Genomic DNA, 24,835 nt, shown 5'->3' with positions numbered 1-24,835 from the left:
TTATTTTATAATGGACTATTCGCGTGAGTGACAACATTTAGCATAATTTGCTATTGATTATCATCAACTTTGGCATGGCAGCTGAACCGGTGCATTTACTTAACCATAAAGCATACGCGAATCTAGTTTTTATATGTGTTGTTCAATATACGTTGAATAACTATCAAGAGTTTACAAGGTTTAGTTATGAGTCTTTCAGCCAAAACGGTTGTTCTGATTGCTATCGGTGCTGCACTTTACGGCATTGGAGGGTTACCTATGTTTGGTATTCCTGTTTTTGCAAACACAACTTTAAAGCCAGCAATGGCTGTACTGGCACTATTCGCTGTTCTATTTGGCCCTTTAGTTGGTTTTCTTGTTGGTTTTATCGGCCACTGGGTGACAGACCTGTTTGCTGGATGGGGGGTTTGGTTCACTTGGGTTTTAGGCTCTGGAATCGTCGGTATGATCATTGGCTTATACCCCAAACTAACCCGTGAACGCTTGGAAAAAGGCCTTTTTTCTAAGCTTGATTTCACTCTATTTGTAGTACTCGCATTCTTAGGCAATGTAATTGGCTACGGCTGTTCTGCCTTTTTAGACTCTATTCTTTATGCCGAACCTTTTGCCAAAGTCTTAGCGCAACTTGTCATTATTGCTGCAGGTAACACAACGTTAATTGCCGTTGTGGGACACTTTATTTTGACATCTGTTGCCAAACGTAAGCAGCAAAGCTACAACCTCAAAGAGGCATACTAAGCATGGCTATTCAATTTACTGATTTCTCCTTCAAATATTGGGCGCTTGAAAAGCCAACGCTAAAAAATATCAACCTCACCATTAATACTGGTGAGAAAATCGTGATTGTTGGTCCTAGTGGTAGTGGTAAATCAACATTGGGACAATGTCTTAATGGCCTAATTCCACATGCAATCAAAGGTGACTGTTCAGGAACACTCACTATCAATCAGCAAAATACTCAAAAAATGGACCTCGACCATTGTACAAGTATGGTTGGTACAGTATTGCAAGATACTGATGGTCAGTTTGTAGGATTAAGTGTCGGCGAAGACATCGCTTTTGCGCTTGAAAATCAAATGATCCCACAAAAAGAGATGCACGATATTGTTCAAGCAACTGCTGATATGGTTGATTTGAACGCTATCATTGATCACTCACCATTTGATTTAAGTGGTGGTCAAAAACAACGAGTGTCACTTGCTGGCGTTATGGTTGATGATGTTGATATCCTCTTATTTGATGAACCTTTAGCAAGTCTTGACCCTAAAACAGGCAAAGCAGCAATAGAAATCATTGATAACTTGCATAAAGATACAGGCAAAACAGTGATTATCATTGAACACCGTTTAGAAGATGTTCTCCATCGTCCTGTTGATCGCATCATTATGATGAATCGTGGTGAAATTGTCGCAGATATGACGCCTGATGAATTATTAGCAAGTACGGTGCTTGAACAGCACGGTATTCGTGAACCTTTGTATATTTCTGCTATTAAAGCGGCAGGTTGTACACTTTCAAAAGACGATCACCCCGCTTATTTCTCTACCCTTTCGCTAGATAAATTTAAGCCACAACTAGAGCAATGGTTTCATCAAGTTACGCCAGTACAAAAGCCTGAACTTAGCAATACCTTATTGAGCGTGAAAAACTTGTCTTACTCCTATGATGGCGTAAAAAACACCCTTAATGATGTTAGCTTTAATGTCCATAAAGGCGAATTTGTTTCTATTATGGGTAAAAATGGCTCGGGCAAGTCAACCATCACCCGTTTAATCATGGGAGTATTAGAGCAAGATAGCGGTACTATTTCGTTAAATGGTGATAACCTCGCCAATTGTTCTATTTTTGAACGCAGCCATAAAATTGGCGTTGTATTACAAAATCCCAATCATATGATTTCTCACCATATGATTTTCGATGAAGTCGCATCTGGGCTTCGTAACCGTGGTGTTGACGAAAATACAGTCAAAGACAAAGTTAATCACATGCTTGAGCTCTGTGGCTTAGGTCGTTACCGTGAATGGCCTATTGATGCGCTGAGTTTTGGTCAAAAGAAACGTGTCACTATTGCTACTATGCTTGTGTTGGAGCCTGAATTGTTGATCCTTGACGAGCCAACAGCAGGACAAGATTACCACCACTACACCGCAATGATGGCATTCATTAAAGAACTTAATGAAAAGCTTGGTATTACCATCATTATTATCTCGCATGATATGCATTTAGTACTGGAATACACACAACGCGCCATTGTTATTGCTGACAGCCAATTGCTTGCAGATGATAGTGTCTACCGTATATTTAGCCAGCCAACCCTACTTGATAAAGCTAACTTAACAGTGACAAGCCTTTACACTTTAGCTAAAGCTATGGGCATTACACGTATCGACAACTTCATCCGTTGTTTTATTGAGCACGAAGCAAAAACGAAATAATCATGAAAACCAATAAATTCAAATTTGGTATTAGTTATATTAATACCCATTCATGGCTACACTCGCTAAACGGTATTACGAAACTCATTCTATTTATAGCTTGGGTTACCATGGTATTATTGACGTTCGATCTACGTGTAATTTGTGGATTGATTATTTTAGGTCTGTTCTTACTTAAAGAAACCAAAATACCTTTTAAGGTATATAAACCGTTACTCATGGGTACAGCTGTCGTTTTACTGATGAACGCATTATTTATGTTCTTGATTGCGCCGCAGCAAGGCACAGATTACATGCATAGTAAAACCGTTCTGATCCACCTCTTTGGTCATTACGATATTACGCTTGAAACATTGTTTTACTTGTTAACAGTAACACTAAAATATTTCAGCATGTTCCCGATCGCATTGGTGTTTGTGTTCACAACTCATCCAACAGAGTTTTCCGCAAGTTTAAACAAACTGGGTGTACCTTATCGTGTTGCTTACGCTGTTAGTTTAACCTTACGTTATCTGCCAGAAGTGATGAAAGACTTCACCAACATTATGCATGCTCAACAAGCACGTGGGGTAGATATTTCAAAAAATGCACCGGTGATGACACGTATCCGCAATGTCGCAAAGATTCTTGGCCCATTAATTTTTTCAAGCTTAGATCGTGCAGATGTCATTTCCAATGCAATGACTTTACGTGGTTTTGGACGCAATAAACAGCGTACTTGGTATAGTTTAAAACCAATGACTAAAAATGACTTTATTGCTTTAGCAATTATTGTAGCAATACTTGGTTTTGGTATTTTCCACCGTGTTGAATCTACCAGCTTATTTTGGTATCCATTCCACTAATTACTTTAGCTTTGTAGTATCAGTTAACAGCAACAAAAAAGCCGATCACGAGATCGGCTTTTGATATCTACAGTACAAACAATCGTTTTTAACTTTGTGATTCTCGCGCTAATCGACGCGCTTTTTGACCTTTAATCACAAGGATAATACCAACAATAATGAATGGAATACTTAACAGTTGACCAGTATTAAGCACCATATCTGTTGAGTAGTCAGCCTGATGTACTTTAATAAATTCTAACAAGAAGCGTACTGTCATGACTAATACTAAGAACCAGCCTAATAGTAGCCCCTTATACTTTCCAATATCTGTTTTACGGTAAAGCGCAAACAATAAAACAAAGATGGCTAAATAAGAGAACCCTTCGTACAACATGACAGGGTGGCGAGGAATCATATCAACACGTTCAAAAATAACGGCCCATGGAAGATTACTCTGTGTACCTAGAATCTCTGAATTAAAGAAATTACCCGTACGAACAAAGAAGCCGAACAATGCTGTTGCGATAGCTAAACGATCAAGTAACCACATGAAGTTAATTTTGTAGCGCTTAGTATAGAAGTAGACAGCTAGAATAACACCTAAACCACCACCGTGACTCGCTAACCCGCCGTTCCATACCGCAACAATTTGACCAGGGTTCGCCCAGTAATAGCCTGGATCGTAGAACACAACATGAAATAAACGCGCGCCAACAATAATACCAACGACTGCGTACATTAATAATGAATCTAGACTTTCTACTGGCTTATCTTCACGTTCATACACTGACTTCATAACTTGGAAACCAGCGGTAATTGCTAACGCAAATAACACACCATACCAATGAATCTTCAAACCGAAGATTGACACCATAACGGGGTCGACATTCCAAACAAAATGATCCAACGAGATTACCTTCTCAGTAACATAGTGCCCAAACAAGATGGACGACTTACAATAGGCACAGGTTATCAAGAAAAATCACTGTGGTGAATAAACGTTAGCTTAATTTAAGTAAATTTATCCTATTAGTCAGTTCATTACTAAAGGTTATGCCCTGCATCTGCTAGTAACGCCAAATAATCAGAAATAAAACCATCAACCAATCAATCACCAAGACTAACGCATTTTTAGTAAATATAAAGATACGTTAAATATAATCCCTATGGCAAATGCGGAGTTGTAATTTGAAACATTGAGTTCGTGTGAGTGACCCATTAGCCATTATTTTATCTCTACTAAATTTTACTCTTTCTGATAAAAATCGCATGCAACCTGGTATTACAGATGTAAAAAAAGCAGCCAACGCTGCTTTTTATCACTTTCTATTTCATGTGTTATGTCTACGATGACAACACAATTATTCGGCTTCTACCGAAGTGGACTCTTCACCACGTAAGTTAATTTGTAATGCTTGTAAAAAGTTACGTAGCACCTGATCTTTACACTCACGGTAGTGTTTATGATCTAGCTTACGGAAAAACGCACTTAATTCATGCTTACTTAAACGGAAATCCACCAGCTTAAACAAATCTAATACATCATCTGCTTTTAGATTTAAGGCAATTTGCAGCTTACGGAAAATAATATTATTCGTTAGCTTTTGCTCTGGTACTGGTTGTGGACCTTCTTTCTTGCCACGCTTTTGATTGATAAAGCCGTTTAGAAACGTTGCAAATTCTTCATCTGAACAGCTTTTGTAATCGTCATTGTCTTCTGGCTTTAACCAGTTACATACTTGCTCACGAGTTACAGTTGCATCTGCTTGTGCAAAGATTTCAATTACTTGGCTATCGTTTAAATCAAAGATGTAGCGTACACGGCGTAAAATATCGTTATTAGTCACAGTTTTTCCAGTTTAGTAGGCTGCCCCTTCATCGGGATCACAGCTAAGTTTCGGCTGATACTAGCAGATGTTGCAGGGTTATTCACTTGCATTGTTCAAAGATGACACATCTACCGTTGCTATCATCGCCTTAGTTAATGGGTTCTTCTCACTAGTGATCAAGAGCTTTTTATCTTTATACCAATTCACAGCTTCCCACTGAGAATAAATACGTAAACGCTTATATTTTGCCGTCGACCAATCCAATTGATTGTTTTTCACTTTAACCAACCAAATAAATGAATAACCTAAAAAGATATCTTTACGATAGCCCAATAACGCCAGTGTTGAGGTCTTGTCATTATAATCAGCACTCGTAATTAGTCCTTCTGTTAAGTAATCCCCAACCGGTGAGACAGTCTGGTTAGATTTAGTCGTACTGATTCGGTATAACTTGGTATGTTCATTTTGCCAATTTTTACTAAATAACCATAATTGATCACCCACGACTGTTATCGCTTCACTATCGAAGTTATGTTGATACGTCTTACCCGGTTTAAAATCTTTAAAACGGTATCGAATAGTCGTGATAGGCGTAACTGACGATCCTTTTTCAAGCGAGACAAGTGGTACTTTATAAATCACACCACCATCACGGCGTGTTGAGTTATTCCCTGTATCGCCAATATATAAATAGCGTTTACTCTGTGCTAAATCTTCCCAATCATAATTTTTACTGCGTTTAACCGTCACCGTTTTTGTGACAGTTTGAAAATTAGAAGACAGTTGATAAATCTGATTGAGGCTGCCACTGTCATTATGTGACCATACATGCCCATTAATCACCGCCAAACCTGATGATTCATTTAAAACCTCAGGCAAATTCGCTATAACATTAACATCTAATGGCTTACGGACAGCATAAGTTGAGGCCGTGCTACAGCCAGACAAAAACAAAAAGCCTAACAACCAATAAACATGCTTGTTTAATGGGAAATGAACTCTATTAGCCATAAAAAACGGATACCTGTGATTTTTTATGTTCGATAATAAACATATTACATCATAGCATTCTATATAATAATATCTTTAATCATAAAACACATAGTCACGGTATTTCTCAAATATATTATACCTATAAGCAGTAAAGTAAACGGAAAAAAAAGATATTCCTATAATAGTTTTGATAAATATATCAATGATTATATAATATAGAGGCATCGCTATTATCAATATATCCTGATATATGTTGAAATGACTTTAACTCAAATATTGGTAACGAAGATAAAATGTGATCAAATATTTCTGATTGTATGTACTCATAGTTGATCCAATTTGTATCATTCGTAAATATATAAATTTCTATGGGCAGACCTTCTGATGTCGGCTCAAGGCTCCTTACTAGAAAAGTGAAATCAAGTTTAATATCATGTCGACTTCTTAAATAGACTTCAATATATTTTCTAAATAATCCAATATTGGTCAATGTTGTATATTTAAAACCATTATGATCACTGGCTGCTTGGGATAAATTATCATCAATAATTTTTTTTAAATATTCTATCTCTTTAAGTTTTTCAACTAATCTTTCAGAGCAAAACTTTACAGTGTCTAAATTTATATATAGAGCACGTTTTATCCTTCTACCACCAGACTCAGACATCCCTCGCCAGTTTTGAACAGTTGACGTCGTTAATGAAGTCGTAGGGATTGTTGCAATAGTCTTGTCAAAGTTTCTAATTTTTACTGTATTGAGATTTAATTCAATAACATCACCATCAACACCTTGAGATGGAATAGTGATCCAGTCTCCTACTCTAACCATATCCATTTGAGATACTTGAATACTCGAAACAAGTCCCATAATTGAGTCTTTAAAAACAATTAATGCAATACCACCTAAAGCACCAATACCAGCCATTAATGACAGCAAACTTTTGTTAATAATAATGGATATAGCAAGAATGGAAGCAAAAACTGCAATGATAATCTTTAATACCTGTACATAAACATGCATAGGTTGTTTTTCTAGTGACTTAACGCTTCGGGGCAGTTTCTTTAAGCCATCCAAGCAGCGAAATAAAAATATAATCACCACAAACAATAAGTACAATGCAGCCAATACTTCAATTGTTTTAACAAGGTCAACTAATGGCAACTTTTCACTCGAAATAAACGGTGCTGCTTTTAGAAAAACAATACCAGGACCTAAATGTGATAAGACCTTAATTACATTAAAATTAATAATTATTGTTAGTAATTTATTATTAGTTTTAGCTATGATTTTTTCAGCAGTGGTCACAATATATCGCTTCAAAATGAAGTTTAAAATAAAGCTAACACAACAAATAGTTAAAAAAACGATTAAAGCTGATAAGTAATTTGCCATTATTTCATTTATTGAAAGCGTTTGCAAAAGCCACTGTGTAATTCTGCTATTCATCCTTTAAGCTCCAATTTTTAGTGATGCTAGTTTAAATACCCAAGAATAAATAGCGTATCAAGCATTCCTAAACATAAGCTGAAATTGAAAAAATTATTTTGAATCATTTTACTTCATACTTTTAATTGTATTTTATAAAATACATGCGTCAATAAAACTTTGAATACCATCATGAAAAAATTAGTAAAATTAGGGGTTTCCTTAATCATCTATGATAATTTATTTTTAATAAACAATAGAGACATACATTAATATTAAATGTCAATACTTAAATAAAAATTTTAATATACTATTATTACTATATTAATTAAATAATTCATCTTAAAAAAGCTTTACTAAATGAAAACAAAAAGTAACTTAATATCTTTTAGGTGTTATTACTTAAGGACTATAAATTTATAACTTTAGATTTAAATTTATCATCGTGTCTAGTCTGATTAGTAAATACGATATATTGTACTCCAGCATATAAACCATAAGCACCAATTTTTGCCATGAATATACAAACCTTAACGAATTCACGTTTAAAGTATAGGTGTTTTGTTAGAAGCATATCGTTATTATAATAAAAATAAGAGGGACATTTGTAAAATCGACAAACACTATTAAACATGATGCAATAAATTTAAATCATTGTTATCAATAACTATCAGAACAAGTAGAAGATTATATTAAGGCCAAGGGCTACAGGTTACAAACACTCATCAATCTCTAACACCAATATTACCAGATAAACAACTTGTCAAAACTCTGCAAAAAAGATGCTTAGCAGCCATAATTAAATAGTCATTTTTGTAATTATGCTGAAATTCAGTACATAACATATTGATATGCGAGATATTATGTTGATACGTCTATTAATGCTCAGTTTTCTTTTGGTGGTCTCTCTTCCTACCTATAGTAGGAGTGATAAAAAACCACCAGCACTCGTCTTACCTGACATTTTACAACCTGAACAAACAAAAAATATAAACACGTCCATACCTTTTACTCGTACAGGCCCCACAATTCAAGTCGCGATCTTACTCGATGCTAGTGGCTCTATGGGAGGATTAATTAATCAGGCAAGAGAGCAGATCTGGTCAATCATCAATGCCATTTCATCAGCCAATAAACATGACCACCCTGTCACATTACAAGTTGCATTGTTTGAATATGGTGTTGAACATCAATCAAAATACGATGGTTATTTACGTCTACTCTCACCACTTACCTCAGATCTTGACCAATTTTCAGAAGCACTATTTGCAATAAAGATTGGAGGGAGTAAAGAATATGCGCCACAAGTAATTCAAGAAGCTACAAACCGTTTACAGTGGAGCCCCCATCAAGACGATCTACGTTTAATCATCATTGCAGGTAATGAAGAGTTTCAACAAGGGGATATTCCGATTAGCCATGCTATTCCTCTGGCAGTAAGTAAAGGTATCATCATCAACACCTTATATTGCGGTCCCCATTTAAAAGGTCGTAAATTACAGTGGGCAACACCTTCACTACTGAGCCATGGCAAATATCTGAATATCGATCATAAGAGGAAGGCCCCCCATATTGAGACCCCTTACGACGATGATATCATCGAACTAGGTAGAAAACTTAACGACACTTACATAGGTTATGGTGCAAAAGGGGCAAGTAAGAAAAGCCAGCAAATCGCTCAAGACACTAATGCATCAAGCCTTTCTAAATCCACTAGCACAGAGCGCAGTATTGCCAAGGCAGGAAAGCAATATAAAACCCAAGATTGGGATCTGATTTCTCTGGCTCAAGAAAATTTAGAGCAAGGTGTAACGTACGCGAAAAAAGATCAACAGCACTATAATGGATTAAATGATCAACAAATCACCGAAAAGCTAAAAAAACAAATTGCACAAAGAGTCCAACTACAACAACAAATATCAACGTTAGAGCAAAAGCGAAAAACCTTCATTAAACAATCAAAAAGTGAGAATACAAAGTCAAAAGATGACTTGGGAAATGCGATTATTTTAACCATACAGGATCAAGCTAAATCAAAAGGCTTTAGTTTCCCATGAACAACCAACTAAAAAGGCTGTTATTACCTTTATTGCTCTACCTAGCTTTACTCCTTACTTCTAGTACAGCTCTAGGCTTAACACTATCCCCCCTTATAGGCCCAACTTACACAGGCGATCTTAGCGTCCTTGAAAAAAAAAGAGTGATAAGAGTATTAGTTTCGGCTGACTTAGGTTTTTATTATATTGAAGATGGCCTTCCTAAAGGTATTATCGCTGAATTACTTCACCACTTTGAGTTAGATATTCATAAAACTTATCCAAAGCTTAATATTCAAGTGATCCCTGTACATAGAGATCAGCTCATCAAATTCTTAATTGCCGGACATGGTGATCTTGCCGTCGCAAATTTAACTATTACTGGGCAACGCAAAAAGCAAGTCGCGTTTAGCGATCCTGTACTTAGCGATATTTCAGAAGTTATTATTAATAATATCGATTCGCCTGAAATAACCAAAATAGAGCAACTGAGCGATCAAGAAATCTGGGTAAGAAAAAGTTCGAGTTACTATCAAAGCCTGCTTGAAGTCAATAACCGTCTATTACTCCAACGCCTTGCACCAATGAAGATCCATTTTATAGAAGAAACACTGCAAGATTATGAATTATTAGAAATGGTTAATCTCGGATTGATGAATATGACCGTTTTAGATGATCATAAGATGAAAATATGGAAGAAAATCTTACCTAAATTACGTATGAATTCTGCTTTCGTTTTAAGGAAAAACAGTGAAATAGCATGGGCGATGAGAAAAGATAATCCAAAATTAATGAAATTGGTTAATCGGTATATTGAACAAATAAAGTCAGGGACGTTATTAGGGAATGTTGTTTATAACAAGTATTTAGATAATCAAAGTTGGATAACAAACCTATTGAGTCATAATAATATTGATAAAATGGAGAAACTTTCAGATCTGTTTTTTAAATATTCTACGGAATATGACTTTGATTACTTAATAATGATGGCTCAGGGCTTTCAAGAGTCAGGGCTTAATCAACATAAAGTCTCAAATAAAGGTGCTGTGGGCATCATGCAAGTACTACCAAGTACAGCAAGAGATCGCTATATAGATATTCCTAACATTTATATCTCAAGTAATAATGTTCATGCGGGTATAAAATATATGCGCTATATCCAAAATAATTACTTAAATGATAACCGTCTAACCTTTGATAATAAAATGTATATGACACTCGCTTCTTATAATGCTGGTCCTGGCAATATTAGAAAAATGCGCCGTTATGCAAAGGAAAAAGGCTATAACCCTGACATATGGTTTAATAATGTTGAAATTATTACAAGGAGATATATAGGTAAACAACCTATTATCTATGTTACGAATATAAATCGTTATTATATTGTCTATAAGCAATTAATGCGTTTAAAAAAACATCGAGAGAAAAGTATACGACATTTTGTGCCACCCTACCGATTTAATAGCCCTACTATTCTAGAATAAGTATTTTTACTTACGTTGAACCGAATCTAACTTAGACGATCAACGTAAGTTAGCTACCCATGCATTATTTAGACTTTAGGCTTTTATTCAGTCTTTTTTCATTACGCTGATCGTGTTGATGGAAGTACCATAGTTTACGATTTTTAGCGGATTTTTTCATCGTTTCGATTCAACTAACTTATCACGAATATAATATTTTCTTTCGTAAGATAAATAAATATTAAGCGCAGTATTGAATCATATTTACAAAAATCTGAAATTTGTTTATCTAAAATATTATTTTCCATATTTAATGAACACAATTAAAAATAACATTAGATATACATATAAACCACAACTGTCTATTTAATCATCGAGTTTTTAACGACTATCCTACTGTTATATTTTAAAAACTCTAAATAAAGCCTTTTTTAATCATATTACAGGTGAGATTCAGCTCACAGTTATACTAATTTAGCATATTGATGAGAGACTCATTTAAGCGTATAACGACATCCCTGTAACTACAGGGCTCTTTCGAAGTGCAATCGTTTGCCGCAATCGTAATTCATCTAAGCATTTAATAATGACAGAAAATTACGCCAATAAAAAAGTGAGATACTGGTCACTTTTAGTAAGAAAGAAATGTTTAAACATAAACACATTGATTGACAAGAATCACACTGAGAGCAACCAAACATGGTCTATCTACATTTCGCTTTAGGTTTAGTCGTTATCGCTGCCCTAGCACTTGTTGCAAGTAATAACCGTAAAAACATCAAGTACAGATATATTATTCAGCTACTGCTTATTGAAATGGGATTAGCCTACTTCTTGCTTAACTCCTCAATTGGTACAGGGATCGTTAAAGAGTTTGCTGATGGATTTAATGGATTACTTAACTTTGCTGCAGAAGGGACTAATTTCGTCTTTGGTAACCTATCTAACAATGATGGCTTTAACTTCTTCTTAAGTGTTCTAATGCCAATCGTATTCATTTCAGCACTGATTGGTATTCTTCAGCACATCAAAGTTTTGCCATATGTCATCAAAGGTCTTGGATATTTATTATCAAAAGTTAATGGTATGGGTAAACTTGAATCCTTTAACGCTATTAGTGCCTTAATGGTCGGTCAGTCTGAAAACTTTATCACCTAGTAGAATGTCTGAGCGTCGCATGTACACGTTAGCGGCAACTGCCATGTCAACCGTATCGATGTCTATTGTCGGTTCTTATATGAAGCTAATCGATCCTAAATACGTAGTTGCAGCCTTGTTTCTAAACATGTTTAGTACCTTCATTATTCTCTCTATCATTAATCCATATGACCACGAAGCAGAGATGAATATTGATGAGATGATGGCGGCTGAAAGTGGAGAGAAACTGACGTTCTTTGAAATGTTAGGAGAATATATTCTTACTGGTTTTAAAGTCGCGGTTATTGTAGCGGCAATGCTGGTTGGTTTTATCGCACTAATTTCAATGATTAATGCAGGCTTTGATGCTGTGTTTGGCATAAACTTCCAAGATGTTATTGGCTACGTTTTCTATCCATTTGCATGGATCATGGGTATCCCTGCCCATGAAGCCCTACAAGCAGGTAGTATCATGGCAACCAAGCTTGTTGCTAACGAATTTGTAGCAATGTTGTCACTACAAAAACAATTAAGTGAATTAACACCGCACACCGTAGGTATTATTTCTATCTTCCTTGTTTCATTCGCTAACTTTAGCTCTATCGGTATTATTGCTGGTGCTGTTAAAGGGGTTAACGAAGAAAAAGGTAATATGGTGGCACGTTTTGGTTTACGACTACTTTACGGTTCCACGCTCGTTAGTTTTCTATCAGCGTTAATCGCAGGTATCATGATCTAATCGCTGTCATTGCCATTTCCCTCTTAAAGTGCCGGTCTTTTATAATATGAAAGCTGGCATTTTATATTACATCGTAAGTTCCCCCTCACCCACCTCATCTTTAAATTGAGAATTTAACTATCATTTTCAGTTATTTGATTTGTACTATGAATATATACAATTGTGCTACTCATCACATAAAATTCGAATTCACGAACAATGTCCTGAGCCTATTAACTTAATAAATATAATTTTTAGGCTTATATGTCGGATAAAACCTTTTCTGGTGCTGAACTAGTTGTTGAAACTTTAAACGCTTATAACGTTCCACACATTTTTGATATTCCAGGTGCAGAAGTGGATGCAGTTTTCGATGCCGTTTGTGATAACGTACCAGAAATTATTCTTTGTCATCAATTGCGCTGGATTACTAGGTAATGAAACGGTAATTTCTTTATTAGTCAATAAAAAAACCTGACTCATTCACCAAACGGCAATTCATCAGGTTATTCATTGTTAAATATAAATAGGTTTAGCTGACCATTAATCCATTTTTGGTCACCACCTGCTGTGTTTCTACTTGGTACTCTTTCTCTTTTACTGTCGAAACAAAGTGCCACGTTGAAAGTACTTGCTGATGATCAATATCTAAACGAATGAAACCGCGTTGTTTTAAATTAACCCATTGAAGCTCTGAAACTAATTGCGGTAGGACAAATTCCATTTGCCCAATAGTTTTCAAGTCTAACCCTAAGTATTTTTCTAATCCAGGGGAGGTCACCGAGCTTGTCGCAAACTCAACCCCCACCCCCTTCCCTTTATGATCACTTAATTCACTACACCAAGCATTGTGGCTATCGCCTGCCAGTGTAATGAGTTGTTTGTTGAGTTTTGTTGTTACACCGTATAGCCATTCACGCTCCATATAAAAGCCATCCCAAGCATCTAAATTATATGGAAGTAAATATGGGTCTGAACTTGGATTAGCTAAATACGCACTAATGGCATTCTGTACCGCTTTCATCGCCGCAGGTTTGTTTTCATCAGTTGCCTGAAATAATTGAAATAGCCCCATCATGACACTACTTGGCATTTCAATCTTACCCATTAACACTTGTTGTCCTAACAGTGACCATTTAGCTGTATTCGTTGCCATACGCTCACTAAGCCATTGCTTTTGATCATTGCCGAGTAACCTACGTTCAGGTGAACGTGCCTGTTGAATTAACCCAGAGATAGATTCAATCGATGTATCTGTCAGTGAAAAGTAATCAAGTGGTTCATCTCGTGCAACAACGCGGGTATCTAACATATATAAGTCAAACAAATCACCAAAGCTAAAATCTCGATAGGTGATCATAGAAGAAACAGGGTTTTCTCTAACAGGCAACCATTCTAACCAAGCTAGTGCAGCTGCAGCTCGACGTTGAGAAAAGTCGCCTTCTTGTTGTTGATGATTCTCAGCGCCTTCTCGCCATGTATCATTGGCTATTTCATGATCATCCCAAATAGCAATCATTGGTAATGTAGCATGTAAGGCTTGAAGATCACTGTCGCTACGGTATTGCGCATAACGTTTGCGATAATCATCTAAAGTAAGGCATTCAGTCTCTTTACTTGGAATGCGATTTAAACGTTGTGCATCTTCAGTGGCATACTCCCCAGCTCCATATTCATAAATATAATCGCCTAAATGTAGTACTGCATTTATAGGTGAAGTTTGGTGCTGTTTCACTATTTCTCGATACACATTAAAGTAACCAGCAGGAAAGTTAGAACATGACACAACAGCAATAGCCGCTTTATCTAGCTCACCTTCAGCTAAAGTCTGAGTCTGCCCTACAGGGCTTAAGGTATTATTTGCTTCAAAACGATAATAATAATGTTGATTAGGTTGTAGACCGTTAACATCTATCTTTACTGTAAAATCTTTTACGCTATCGCTAGTAACATCACCTGAAGCAACAACCTGCGTAAACTTTTCATCTGTCGCGACTTGCCACTGAACGTTAATTAAGCGTGCATCTGTCGTAATACGCGTCCAAATAATAACGGCATGTTGTAAAGGATCACCACTAGCAACTCCATGATTAAAGCCAACCTTAATCTTCGATTTTTCTTGTTGTTCATCATTACTATTACATCCTGTAAGCGAAGTGACCATCGCTGCTGATGATAGTGCTTTTACAAATCCTCGACGTGATAACGACATATCTATTCCTTTAAATATAATAACTGGTCAAACCAGGCGGAATATCGCATGTCTTTATGACGTTCTTGTTTGAGTAAGATGTAACTTTTATTAACAAAAGACTTAAAATGCGCACGACAGTAACGAAAAATACCTTCAAGGAATTTGCATTATTACTTAATGGTAAAGGTAATTTTATCTTTATGACTATTATCACCTTTAATGAAATAAATATAATACCTTCCATCGAAGAAAAGTATGATTTTGAAAATAAAACCCTGCTATAGCTCACAAAACTTGAATTTTGGTGGATTTCATTGTCTTATATCAAGGAAATTCATCTAATAAATGAAATAGCGTGCCATTCCATATAGGTATGCTAAAAAATAATAGAGTAGCAACGGATTAGCTCATTAATTTAATGATGGTCAAACCATCCCCTGTGGAATGAAGTCCAGGGTACCTTTGAGGAATTCGTATGTCACGAATCGTTATTGTAGGTGGCGGTGCCGCAGGCTTAGAGTTATCAACTCTATTAGCAAAAACCGTACGAAAAGAAGATGAAATTATTCTTGTAGAGCCAGAAACGCATCACTTCTGGAAGCCTCGTTTGCATGAAATTGCAGCAGGAACTTTTGATAGTGACTTAGATACAGTTTGTTATTTCACCCATGGTGCCCGTCATGGCTATCAACATTACCAAGCCGCGATGACAAATATTGATCGTGATAATAAAATGCTTTCTGTTCGTCGTCCGGATGGAACAGAGGCCGCTTTAAAATACGATTACCTTGTTATTGCGATTGGTGCGGTAAGTAACGACTTTAATACCACCGGTGCAAAAGATCATTGCTTATTCCTCGATTCAGCAAGTCAAGCGCGTCAGGCATGGCATCAAGTGAGCCTGATCCTTCGAGCAAGTGAAGATCGTACAGTAAACATCGTAGGTGCTGGTGCAACTGGTGTTGAGCTTGCTGCAGAGCTTGCACGTGTTAGCCAGAAACTTCAACGCTATAATGGTGCACCACTGCATATCAACTTGATTGAAGCTGCTGGCCGTGTCTTACCAAATAGCCCTGAAAAAATGTCTGAAAAAGTGCAAAAAGAGCTTGAGCGTAATGACGTGAATGTTCTTCTTGATACACGTATTCGTGAAGTCACTGAAAAAGGCATGCTAACAGTTGATAACCGTGAGTTAAATGCTGACGTACAGTTCTGGGCTGCAGGCGTTAAAGCGCCGGATTGGCTAAACGGTATTGGCAGTTTAAGTTATAATCGTATGAACCAAATTCAGGTCAATGCCAATTTAACAACAACGGTTGATGACAGCATCTTCTCTTTAGGGGATTGTGCTTCAATCCCTCAAGCTGATGGCAGCTTTGTTCCACCTAAAGCACAAGCGGCTAACCGTGCAGCAGTTCACTTAGCAAAAAGCCTTGGTGGGATGCTACGTGGTAAACCATTAACTGACTTCGAATTTAAAGATGGCGGTATGGTTGTTGCTGTTGGTCACCATTTTGCAGTCGGTTCATTTGCACCTGGTTCAAAATTGGAAGGGAAAATGGTTCTTCAAGGACGTCTAATTCGTCGTCTATACGATACCATTTTCCGTCTTCACCAACGTACTGTTACGGGGATGTTTACTGTTTCACGCTTGATGATTGCAAAACGCCTTAAAGCTGTATTTAAACCTAACGGTATTTAATCGCTAATTCAGGTTCTCAACAATGGTTAATATTCGAAAAATATTGACCATTTTAAAAATAAAAGTTTTTAAAATATATTCATCTATTATTTTTATTAGTCGTCTACAGCCACACGTTAAATTAATAAGTCTAAAACTATTCACTAAACAATTTAACCAAAACAACCGCCCTACTATCATTAACATCCACCCAGCAGTTAATCGTGGTATTACTCCAACGAATAACACTTTAAATGACGGTAAATTACAATGCCACTACCGTTCAAATAAAGTAACAGTTTCTTTAGAAGGTTAAACTGCACATAACCATATTTGTGGTTGTTCTAAATGTTGGAAGCCTGAAGGCGCAGTTTTCTCTCAAATCACTGTGATTTCTCGTGATAATGTTGCAGTTATCGCTAATGCAGACAAACTCGTTGTTGTTGACCAAAATGCAGCAATTAAACGTCACGCTTGTAAAGAATGTAGTGTCCACATGTATGGTCGTATCAAAGATACTAACCACCCATTCCACGGTTTAGACTTTGTTCACACTGAACTATCAACTGACGAAGGTTGGTCTACTCCTGAGTTTGCAGCATTTGTTTCCTCTATCATCGAAACGGGTACTGATCCAAAAGGTATGGATGCAATCCGTGCTCGTCTAAACGAACTTGGCCTTAAGCCATACGATTGCCTATCTCCAGCACTAATGGATGCTATCGCAACTCACGTTTATGCACAAAATCATAAAAATGCATAAGCGATAAAATAAATCCAATAACGTTTAAAGCACATGTAGACCATTCGGTTTGCATGTGCTTTTTTATTTGCACTGAAAAAATAACTTAACGATGCAATACTGCATTATAACCACCTCTAACATGACCACATTCATGCTTATTCTTTTTTAATCGAGTACAAAAGAACAACTTCTTCATAACGCTTTAAACAGAACAGCTCTCCTATAACCACCCACAGATAAATACTTCTTGGGAATAAAAATTAATAAAATTGTTCATTCATAATCAATGAAGGCACTTCTTCGCATATAAAGTAGCTATAAATTCAACCAGATAAGGTTTGACATAAATGTTTATAACAATAAAAAAAGAATAACTAAGAATTCTTTTAAAACATAAACTACAATGGCGTATAGTTATTTACTAAAATTTAGTATTAATTTTATGCTTAAAAATCAATTGGTAACTTAAATTATTACCAAATGGTAATAATAATTTTCCATATCATGGGATTATCAATAGGCAAGAAATAAATATAATGGTTCCATCAAAACGGCATGAGCAATATCGTTTAATTGTCGTATTTTAATAATAATTATTGCCAATCAAGTTGGCTTAACAGAGTGATTTAACGATGACTGATAAATTTATCAAATCAAAAGCTGCGATTGCATGGGGTCCAAAACAACCACTTTCTATTGAAGAAGTAGATGTAATGCTACCTCGTGCAGGTGAAGTTCTCGTTCGCATCGTTGCAACAGGCGTATGTCACACTGACGCATTCACACTATCAGGTGATGATCCAGAAGGTATCTTCCCTGCAATTCTTGGTCACGAAGGTGGCGGTATTGTTGAAATGATTGGTGAAGGTGTTACCGATCTTCAAGTAGGCGATCACGTTATTCCACTTTACACAGCAGAATGTGGTAAGTGTAAGTACTGCCTATCTGGCAAAACAAACCTTTGTCAGGCAGTACGTGAAACTCAAGGTAAAGGCTTGATGCCAGACGGCACAACCCGTTTCTACAAAGATGGTCAACCTATCTTCCATTACATGGGTTGTTCAACATTCTCTGAGTACACTGTTCTTCCTGATATTTCTTTAGCTAAAATTAGCAAAGAAGCACCACTAGAAGAAGTCTGTCTACTAGGTTGTGGCGTAACAACGGGTATGGGCGCAGTACTTAATACAGCTAAGGTTGAAGAAGGTAGCACTGTTGCTGTATTTGGTCTTGGTGGTATCGGTCTAGCAGCTATCATTGGTGCAACTATGGCAAAAGCAAGCCGCATCATCGCTATTGATATCAACGAAGATAAATTCGAATTAGCACGCAAATTAGGTGCTACTGAATGCATCAACCCAATGAAATTCGACAAGCCAATTCAAGAAGTGATTGTTGAAATGACTGACGGTGGTGTTGACTACTCATTCGAATGTATCGGTAACGTAAACGTTATGCGTTCAGCACTTGAGTGTTGTCATAAAGGTTGGGGTGAATCTGTAATCATCGGTGTTGCTGGTGCAGGTCAAGAAATCTCTACTCGCCCATTCCAACTAGTAACGGGTCGTGTATGGCGTGGTTCTGCATTCGGTGGCGTTAAAGGCCGTTCAGAGCTTCCAGGTATCGTTGATCGTTACATGGCTGGCGAATTCCAACTTGATGACTTTATCTCATTCAACATGGGCTTAGACAAAATCAACGAAGCATTTGACCTACTACACGAAGGTAAGAGCATCCGTACTATCATTCATTTTGATAAGTAATTTGCCTCTTATTTAAGCAATATCTTGTCTTCACAACAACTGCTTGTTGTGAAGACAAGTGAGATGCATATATCTCAAACTTTGTTCAATATAATGCTATGGAATAGCACTTCCTCATTTAGCGAAAGTTATTATTAAACTTATTCTTACTGTCATTTTTTAAGACATCAGCTTATCGTTAATTGAGAATTGGCATTTGCCACGCTCTGGCACTTTGTGTCAGAGCGTTTTTTATTATAACTATTATATTTTTATTATTGCGCCATTTTTAATTTCTCAACGAACGTATAAGAGTTTCTAATGCATCGTAGATTACTAAAATCACTACCTTTTCAACTACTCATATCAGGGCTGTTAGCATGGGCATTAGCATCAGCATTGCCATTATCAGCAGAGTTTGAAAGCTCAACGACATTTAAGTTACTGATGTTAACTAAGACCACCTATATTGGTTTGTTAAAAATGCTCGTTGGCGCCGTTGTTTTATTTTCTCTATTACGAGGAATAACAAGCATAGGCTCAACTCTTCGCCTAAAAGAGCTCGGCTGTAAAACCATAGCCTTTTACACTTTTACTTCAACACTCGCGATTGGCTTAGCATTAGGTACTTCATTATCGTTGCCTAAATGGCCGCAGCTTATTGATACCTCAACGGTAAAGGTTGGTGAGCATGTTCAGCTTATAGATCAAACATCAGCGTCAGGTGGTGCGATTGTTGAAAAGTTATTTAACATGGCATTGGTCAATCCTTTTCAGGCTCTTGCAACAACTAATTTACTCGCTATTGTTGTTTTCGCATTGTTATTAGGTATCGCACTGTTAGCCAGTCTACCTGAAAAACATCCAGTTTTTGATGTGATTAATGGTCTCAATATAGCAGTAAACCGTGTTGTTTCGTGGATCATTAAGTTAGCACCACTAGCCGTATTTTCTATTGTTTTCCAGTTCACACTGCAAAGCGGTAATGCCATCTTTGGGCAATTAGCTCTTTTTGCTTTATTGGTATTTACACTAACGCTGATCCACGGTGGATTCGTACTGCCAATTATCGCTAAAATTACTACTGGAATTAAATTCAGCCATTTGTTTAAAGCCCTATCAGCGCCAATGGCAATGGCGTTTGCAACATCATCAAGCTCTGCCACCTTACCTCTTTCAATGCAAACAGCAGAAGAAGAGCTTAATATTTCGCAATCAACCAGCAGTATGGTACTGCCACTAGGTTCGATTATGAATATGGATGGTACCGCTCTCTTTGAAGGCGTTGCTGCTATTTTCCTTGCTCAAATGTACGGTATCGATCTTGGAACTGGTGGTTTAATCATGATTTTCATCATGGCAATGGTCTCCTCTATTGGCGCACCGGGTATGCCATCAGGTTCTATGTCAGGTATGCAATTAGTCTTACTTGCTGTCGGTATACCGCTAGAGGCAATCGCAATTTTATTGGTTATTGAACGCCCATTAGATACCTTTAGAACAGCCGTTAACGTTGAAGGTGATTTAATTGCCGCGCTTGTTATTGATAAGTGGCAGAATAAGTAACCTTAATTAAGCATGGAAATGCATCATAATTTCACAATATTATGATGCATTTTTCGGTTTTGACATGGTAACTCTCATTACCTAATATAAGTGCTATTGAGGTCAAACTCCTTTATATTTACCATTTTTAACATCCTCTATTGAATTAGGAAGTCAGAACCTATGTTATTTAATACAACTTAGGTTCAGAAGCGTTTCGATATATTGAATCGTATTGGGAAGCTTAAATGCGATGTTTTTAATAACTAACAGAACTTTTCTTATAAAGCTAAAAAATAAGTAGGTTTAGAATGTTAAAACAATTACTTCACACCGTTTTTCATAGACGAAAAATTAATAAGTCACAACAATTACGCTCTCGTCTTGAATTTGTTATTCAACAAAACTTAGGCCAACGCGAAGCACGATATAATAGAGAACAACGTTATTTTGTTGATTAATAATAGATATCATAATGAAACGTTTATCATTCAAATATCATCAAATAAAACCTTTACTATTGAAATAATTCATCTGTAAATTAATTACGAGTATCAACAGAAATAACATATTCATAAATACAGTCATAAAACAAGCTAAAGCTATGAATAGCACTTTTAAGATCGTAAAATTATAAATGACTTCTCTATTTAGCTATATCTTCTCGCTTTTGCTTTAGCTATTACGATCAATCGATTCACCAACACTTTTTCTTTCTTCAACTCTGATTTTTTTAATTCTCGTAATATTCTATTTAACTCTGTCTCTAAATATTTTGCTGTTTTGGTTTTCACCATTGAACGAACAAGTTTTTCAGCATTATGAGGCAATGGTTGTTCAACTGCCCACAAATAACTGAAGCTTAACTGTCCATTCTTACCGGCAGCTGGCAGCTCTATCTCTACAGGCTCTGGTGCTGCTTGCATCTGTTCAATACGCCCTAAGCGCTGGTAATACCCTTGAACAATCGGCGATTTATTAAATGGTAACGCCCCTTCCAGATAAAGCTGAGGACCAATTTCTCGTGCAAGTGTTGCCTTCGATTCAAGAATAAACTGACTCGCGTTTTTATCTTTACGAACATACGTATCTTTTTTACTGTTCTCAACTGAATAGTAAATTTTAGCGTTATGCTTCGCACGCGTTATCGCGACATACGCTAATCGTCGTTCTTCTTCAGTATCCGCAGAAATACCAACAGAAGATCGATTGACGTAAGGAAAAGCATCTTTATCCCAATACGGTAAATGCACCTGGCTATACTCACAACCTTTCGCTCTGAATATCGTGGTTAATTGCACATTACTTGTGGTGGATTCTAATTGGCGTAACGAATCAGAACGTTGCGTATAATACTCAAAATACTGTAGTGCTTTTTCACAATCTTGATCCATCGAAGCCAATACCGTTTCAACACTATCAAGCCGTTCAACCGCTTCTTCAATTTCTGAGGCTGTTGCTTCTGTTTTCCATATCCAATTATCTAACTCGCTATCACGACGATACTGACGATAAACGTCTAAAGCTTTAAAGCCACCTTTACGGCGAAGCATCATTAACAATTCTACTCGCGAGGTAAAATTATCATGATTTAATGCAGGCTGTAACTTTTCCGTTTTCTTCACAATATCTAACCACTGCTCAATTGGCGTATTAGCAAGTTCATCACATAACGGTCGTAAACTCGCATTTGGCACATAACAGTGCGGAAAAGACATCATATTAAATACTAATGTCGCTTTCTCATACGGTTGAAACTGATTGTAGCGACCAGTGGCAAATCGCATCACATCAAGCAATAATTTCACTTCACGACTATTGGATAACACCGAGCCAACAGGCATATAAAAGGGAATGTTTTTAGTTAAAAACGCTAATTCAAACAACATGGTTTGTGACCAACGACGAACTAAAATCGCGACATCCGAAGCTATTCCACCTTGTTCGATATATTCAGCAATTGATTGTGCGATCTCACCTACTTGGCGCGCAGTTCCTATCACTTCAATGGGTGTATCAGCAACTGACTGATGAGAGATCGTTTGAAAATCGTGGAAACGTTGCTTGTTATTTGCAATTAAGTGACTCGCAGCTAACGCTAAGCTATGACCAAAACGAAATGTATGTGACAGGCTATAGGTGGTTGCAGGCGTAAAATCTTGCTCAAAATTCAGCATAAATTGGGGAGCGCTGCCACGCCATTTATAAATGCACTGATCGACATCACCGACAGCCACTAATTGCGCTTGCTCTCCGAGTAACAACTTTAATAATCGATATTGCGCGGTATTAATATCCTGAAATTCATCAACGACCATAAATTGGATTTGTTGATGATAATAAGCACGTAACGCCTCATTATTAGCCAATAAGTTAACCGTTTCAACTAACCAGTCATCGAAGAATAACTGTTTACGCTCTTTACGAATAGTTTCAAAGTTCCAATAAGCTTCAATGATAAAATGATATTCATCACTAATATCAGACAGCTCAAACACTTCCTTTGGCGGCAACATATGCGCCTTTACTAAACCAATAAAACTCATCAATAATTCAATGGTACGCGGATCTTTGAATGTTTGTTGCTTTTGATACGACTTCTCTTGCGCTGCCATTTGTCGCAAAATTTGTTTCGCGATGGTTTTATCACTTTCACCATTATTGAAATCGATTTGATAACCCGTCTCAGCTAAATAGCCAGATTGACGTAATAATTGATAACAAAAACTGTGAAATGTATGCACGGGGACATTCACCCCATGACTATTTCGCTCTAACTTAGCTTTAAAATCAGTGCGAATATCACGGTTAAACATCAACACCAACATATTTTGTGGTGCAATTGTCGCTAATTTTTTCTCAACTAGTCCTACCAAAGTGGTGGTTTTACCCGTCCCCGCCCCTGCAACACATAACGCATTACCAGATAGGTGATTAATAAAAGCCGTTTGTTCAGCTGTAAAGCTTGTCATGACAACACCACGTGATGGTAGATAAGTGAATGCGCGAGTATAACAATTCCTTAATTAGGTTTACATTCATTGCTGGTGATATATACAGCAGTTGAACATATCATGTACCTAACTATTACCTATCAATCTGCTAATTGTGGCATTGCACATGGTCTGTTGTTAAAATCTTCCCTCTATAAGCCATAAAGATTTGGCTCACCTCTTTTAAAATTAGCTGTGTATTCCACACCGAGAATAAACCCGTATGAATAAAAGCTTACTCACAAATCTTATTTCACTTATCTTGCTAGCTATTGGTTACCTTACTAACCAGCAAGTCATCCTTTATTGTGGCTTATTCGCATTCTCTGGCGCATTAACAAACTGGCTTGCCATTCATATGCTATTTGAAAAGGTACCAGGACTCTATGGATCAGGCGTTATTCCAGCGCGTTTCGAAGAATTTAAAACAGCCATTAAAAATCTGATGATGGAGCAGTTTTTTACTCAGGAAAACATTAGCCGCTTCCTAAATAAAGAAATGACAAGTTCAACCAATTTAAACTTGCAGCCTGTGATCCAAAAAATTGATTTTTCGCCAGCTTATGATTCGTTACTTGACGTGATCATGAATTCACAATTTGGTGGCATGTTAACCATGATGGGTGGCGTAGAAGCACTCCAACCATTACGCGAACCTTTCATTGAAAAAATGCAGGACTCTGTTAACGAAATTAGCCAACAAGATAACTTTAAAGCAGCACTTAAAGATCAACTAGCTAAGCCTGAATCGCTCAATGACATCGAAGATACGATTGAAGAGATTATCGATCAGCGTCTAAATGAATTAACCCCTAAAATGGTCAAAGAAATGGTGCAAAAGATGATCAGTGAACATTTAGGCTGGTTAGTCGTTTGGGGCGGTGTATTTGGTGGTGTGATCGGTATTATATCGGCATTTATCGCCGCATAAGTTTTTTCTCTCTGTTAATTAGAGCCTTAGTTAAGTTACTAAGGCTTTTTTCTCTCTTTTTCTCCCCCCAATGCTCCAACACACTTAACAGATAAATACTCCGCTTCGCTGTTTATTTATCCGAACAAACATAAAGCCCA

General features: G+C 36.8%; 19 protein-coding genes and 1 pseudogene. 14 read left to right on the top strand and 6 right to left on the bottom strand.

Annotated elements, in window-relative coordinates; genetic code table 11:
* Nucleotides 1–186 precede the first annotated feature (186 nt).
* From SKA34_RS09835 to SKA34_RS09825, 3 genes are read left to right on the top strand one after another with little or no spacing between them, the layout of a single operon-like run.
* Nucleotides 187–738 (top strand): ECF-type riboflavin transporter substrate-binding protein, encoded by a 552-nt coding sequence (locus SKA34_RS09835; protein WP_005368393.1) that lies wholly within the window; start codon nt 187–189, stop codon nt 736–738.
* 2 nt (nt 739–740) lie between these two features.
* Nucleotides 741–2,435, top strand: coding sequence for an ABC transporter ATP-binding protein (locus SKA34_RS09830; RefSeq protein WP_006645377.1), 1,695 nt, complete (start codon nt 741–743; stop codon nt 2,433–2,435).
* A 2-nt stretch (nt 2,436–2,437) separates the two neighbouring features.
* Nucleotides 2,438–3,280, top strand: a complete 843-nt coding sequence (locus SKA34_RS09825) for an energy-coupling factor transporter transmembrane protein EcfT (protein WP_006645376.1) — start codon at nt 2,438–2,440, stop codon at nt 3,278–3,280.
* An 88-nt stretch (nt 3,281–3,368) separates the two neighbouring features.
* Here the strand turns inward: SKA34_RS09825 and lgt are convergent, their stop codons facing one another.
* From lgt to SKA34_RS09805, 4 genes are all read right to left on the bottom strand, one after another.
* Nucleotides 3,369–4,169, bottom strand: a complete 801-nt coding sequence (gene lgt, locus SKA34_RS09820; RefSeq protein WP_006645375.1) for a prolipoprotein diacylglyceryl transferase — start codon at nt 4,167–4,169, stop codon at nt 3,369–3,371.
* A gap of 454 nt (nt 4,170–4,623) precedes the next feature.
* Complete coding sequence (locus SKA34_RS09815) at nt 4,624–5,109, bottom strand: DUF1456 family protein (RefSeq protein ID WP_006645374.1); 486 nt, start codon at nt 5,107–5,109, stop codon at nt 4,624–4,626.
* Between the two features lie 78 nt (nt 5,110–5,187).
* A complete protein-coding gene (locus SKA34_RS09810; RefSeq protein WP_006645372.1) occupies nt 5,188–6,102 on the bottom strand; it encodes a hypothetical protein in 915 nt (304 codons plus the stop codon).
* A 181-nt stretch (nt 6,103–6,283) separates the two neighbouring features.
* Nucleotides 6,284–7,531, bottom strand: a complete 1,248-nt coding sequence (locus SKA34_RS09805; RefSeq protein ID WP_006645371.1) for a mechanosensitive ion channel family protein — start codon at nt 7,529–7,531, stop codon at nt 6,284–6,286.
* Between the two features lie 842 nt (nt 7,532–8,373).
* On the opposite strand from SKA34_RS09805, the gene SKA34_RS09800 reads away from it, so the two are divergent.
* The 5 genes from SKA34_RS09800 to SKA34_RS23200 all read left to right on the top strand — a co-directional run bounded on the left by SKA34_RS09800 (nt 8,374) and on the right by SKA34_RS23200 (nt 13,302).
* Nucleotides 8,374–9,567, top strand: coding sequence for a vWA domain-containing protein (locus tag SKA34_RS09800; RefSeq protein WP_006645369.1), 1,194 nt, complete (start codon nt 8,374–8,376; stop codon nt 9,565–9,567).
* Complete coding sequence (locus tag SKA34_RS09795; RefSeq protein ID WP_006645368.1) at nt 9,564–11,030, top strand: lytic transglycosylase F; 1,467 nt, start codon at nt 9,564–9,566, stop codon at nt 11,028–11,030. Before SKA34_RS09800 ends, SKA34_RS09795 begins: the two co-directional genes overlap by 4 nt.
* Nucleotides 11,031–11,708: 678 nt before the next feature.
* A complete protein-coding gene (locus SKA34_RS23910) occupies nt 11,709–12,167 on the top strand; it encodes a Na+ dependent nucleoside transporter N-terminal domain-containing protein (protein ID WP_006645367.1) in 459 nt (152 codons plus the stop codon).
* Between the two features lie 4 nt (nt 12,168–12,171).
* On the top strand, nt 12,172–12,885 hold the full coding sequence (locus SKA34_RS23905; protein WP_006645366.1) for a nucleoside transporter C-terminal domain-containing protein: 714 nt from the start codon (nt 12,172–12,174) through the stop codon (nt 12,883–12,885).
* Between the two features lie 243 nt (nt 12,886–13,128).
* Complete coding sequence (locus tag SKA34_RS23200) at nt 13,129–13,302, top strand: AlsS (RefSeq protein WP_006645365.1); 174 nt, start codon at nt 13,129–13,131, stop codon at nt 13,300–13,302.
* 94 nt (nt 13,303–13,396) lie between these two features.
* Here SKA34_RS23200 and SKA34_RS09785 read toward each other — a convergent pair whose 3' ends face one another.
* Nucleotides 13,397–15,076: an alkaline phosphatase gene (locus SKA34_RS09785; protein WP_006645364.1), complete on the bottom strand. Its 1,680-nt coding sequence runs from the start codon at nt 15,074–15,076 to the stop codon at nt 13,397–13,399.
* 457 nt (nt 15,077–15,533) lie between these two features.
* Between SKA34_RS09785 and SKA34_RS09780 the strand changes: the two genes are divergently transcribed.
* The 5 genes and pseudogenes from SKA34_RS09780 (at nt 15,534) to SKA34_RS23345 (ending at nt 21,232) form a co-directional block, all read left to right on the top strand.
* Nucleotides 15,534–16,760 carry an NAD(P)/FAD-dependent oxidoreductase gene (locus SKA34_RS09780; RefSeq protein WP_006645362.1) on the top strand — a complete coding sequence of 409 codons (1,227 nt, stop codon included), beginning with the start codon at nt 15,534–15,536 and terminating at the stop codon, nt 16,758–16,760.
* 124 nt (nt 16,761–16,884) lie between these two features.
* A pseudogene (gfa, locus tag SKA34_RS09775) lies at nt 16,885–17,502 on the top strand (S-(hydroxymethyl)glutathione synthase).
* Between the two features lie 614 nt (nt 17,503–18,116).
* The gene (locus tag SKA34_RS09770) at nt 18,117–19,247 is read left to right on the top strand and encodes an S-(hydroxymethyl)glutathione dehydrogenase/class III alcohol dehydrogenase (RefSeq protein ID WP_006645359.1); all 1,131 of its coding nucleotides are present in this window, start codon (nt 18,117–18,119) and stop codon (nt 19,245–19,247) included.
* 300 nt (nt 19,248–19,547) lie between these two features.
* The gene (locus tag SKA34_RS09765) at nt 19,548–20,792 is read left to right on the top strand and encodes a dicarboxylate/amino acid:cation symporter (RefSeq protein WP_006645358.1); all 1,245 of its coding nucleotides are present in this window, start codon (nt 19,548–19,550) and stop codon (nt 20,790–20,792) included.
* 290 nt (nt 20,793–21,082) lie between these two features.
* Complete coding sequence (locus tag SKA34_RS23345; RefSeq protein WP_006645357.1) at nt 21,083–21,232, top strand: hypothetical protein; 150 nt, start codon at nt 21,083–21,085, stop codon at nt 21,230–21,232.
* Between the two features lie 189 nt (nt 21,233–21,421).
* On the opposite strand, the gene SKA34_RS09760 is transcribed toward SKA34_RS23345, so the two are convergent.
* Nucleotides 21,422–23,743, bottom strand: a complete 2,322-nt coding sequence (locus SKA34_RS09760) for an ATP-dependent helicase (RefSeq protein WP_006645356.1) — start codon at nt 23,741–23,743, stop codon at nt 21,422–21,424.
* Nucleotides 23,744–23,987: 244 nt separating this feature from the next.
* On the opposite strand from SKA34_RS09760, the gene SKA34_RS09755 reads away from it, so the two are divergent.
* A complete protein-coding gene (locus SKA34_RS09755; RefSeq protein ID WP_006645355.1) occupies nt 23,988–24,695 on the top strand; it encodes a hypothetical protein in 708 nt (235 codons plus the stop codon).
* The last annotated feature ends 140 nt before the right edge of the window (nt 24,696–24,835 follow it).

The sequence above is a fragment of the Photobacterium sp. SKA34 genome (genome assembly GCF_000153325.1).
Lineage (GTDB): Bacteria > Pseudomonadota > Gammaproteobacteria > Enterobacterales > Vibrionaceae > Photobacterium.
This window is presented reverse-complemented; position numbering and strand designations above follow the sequence as displayed.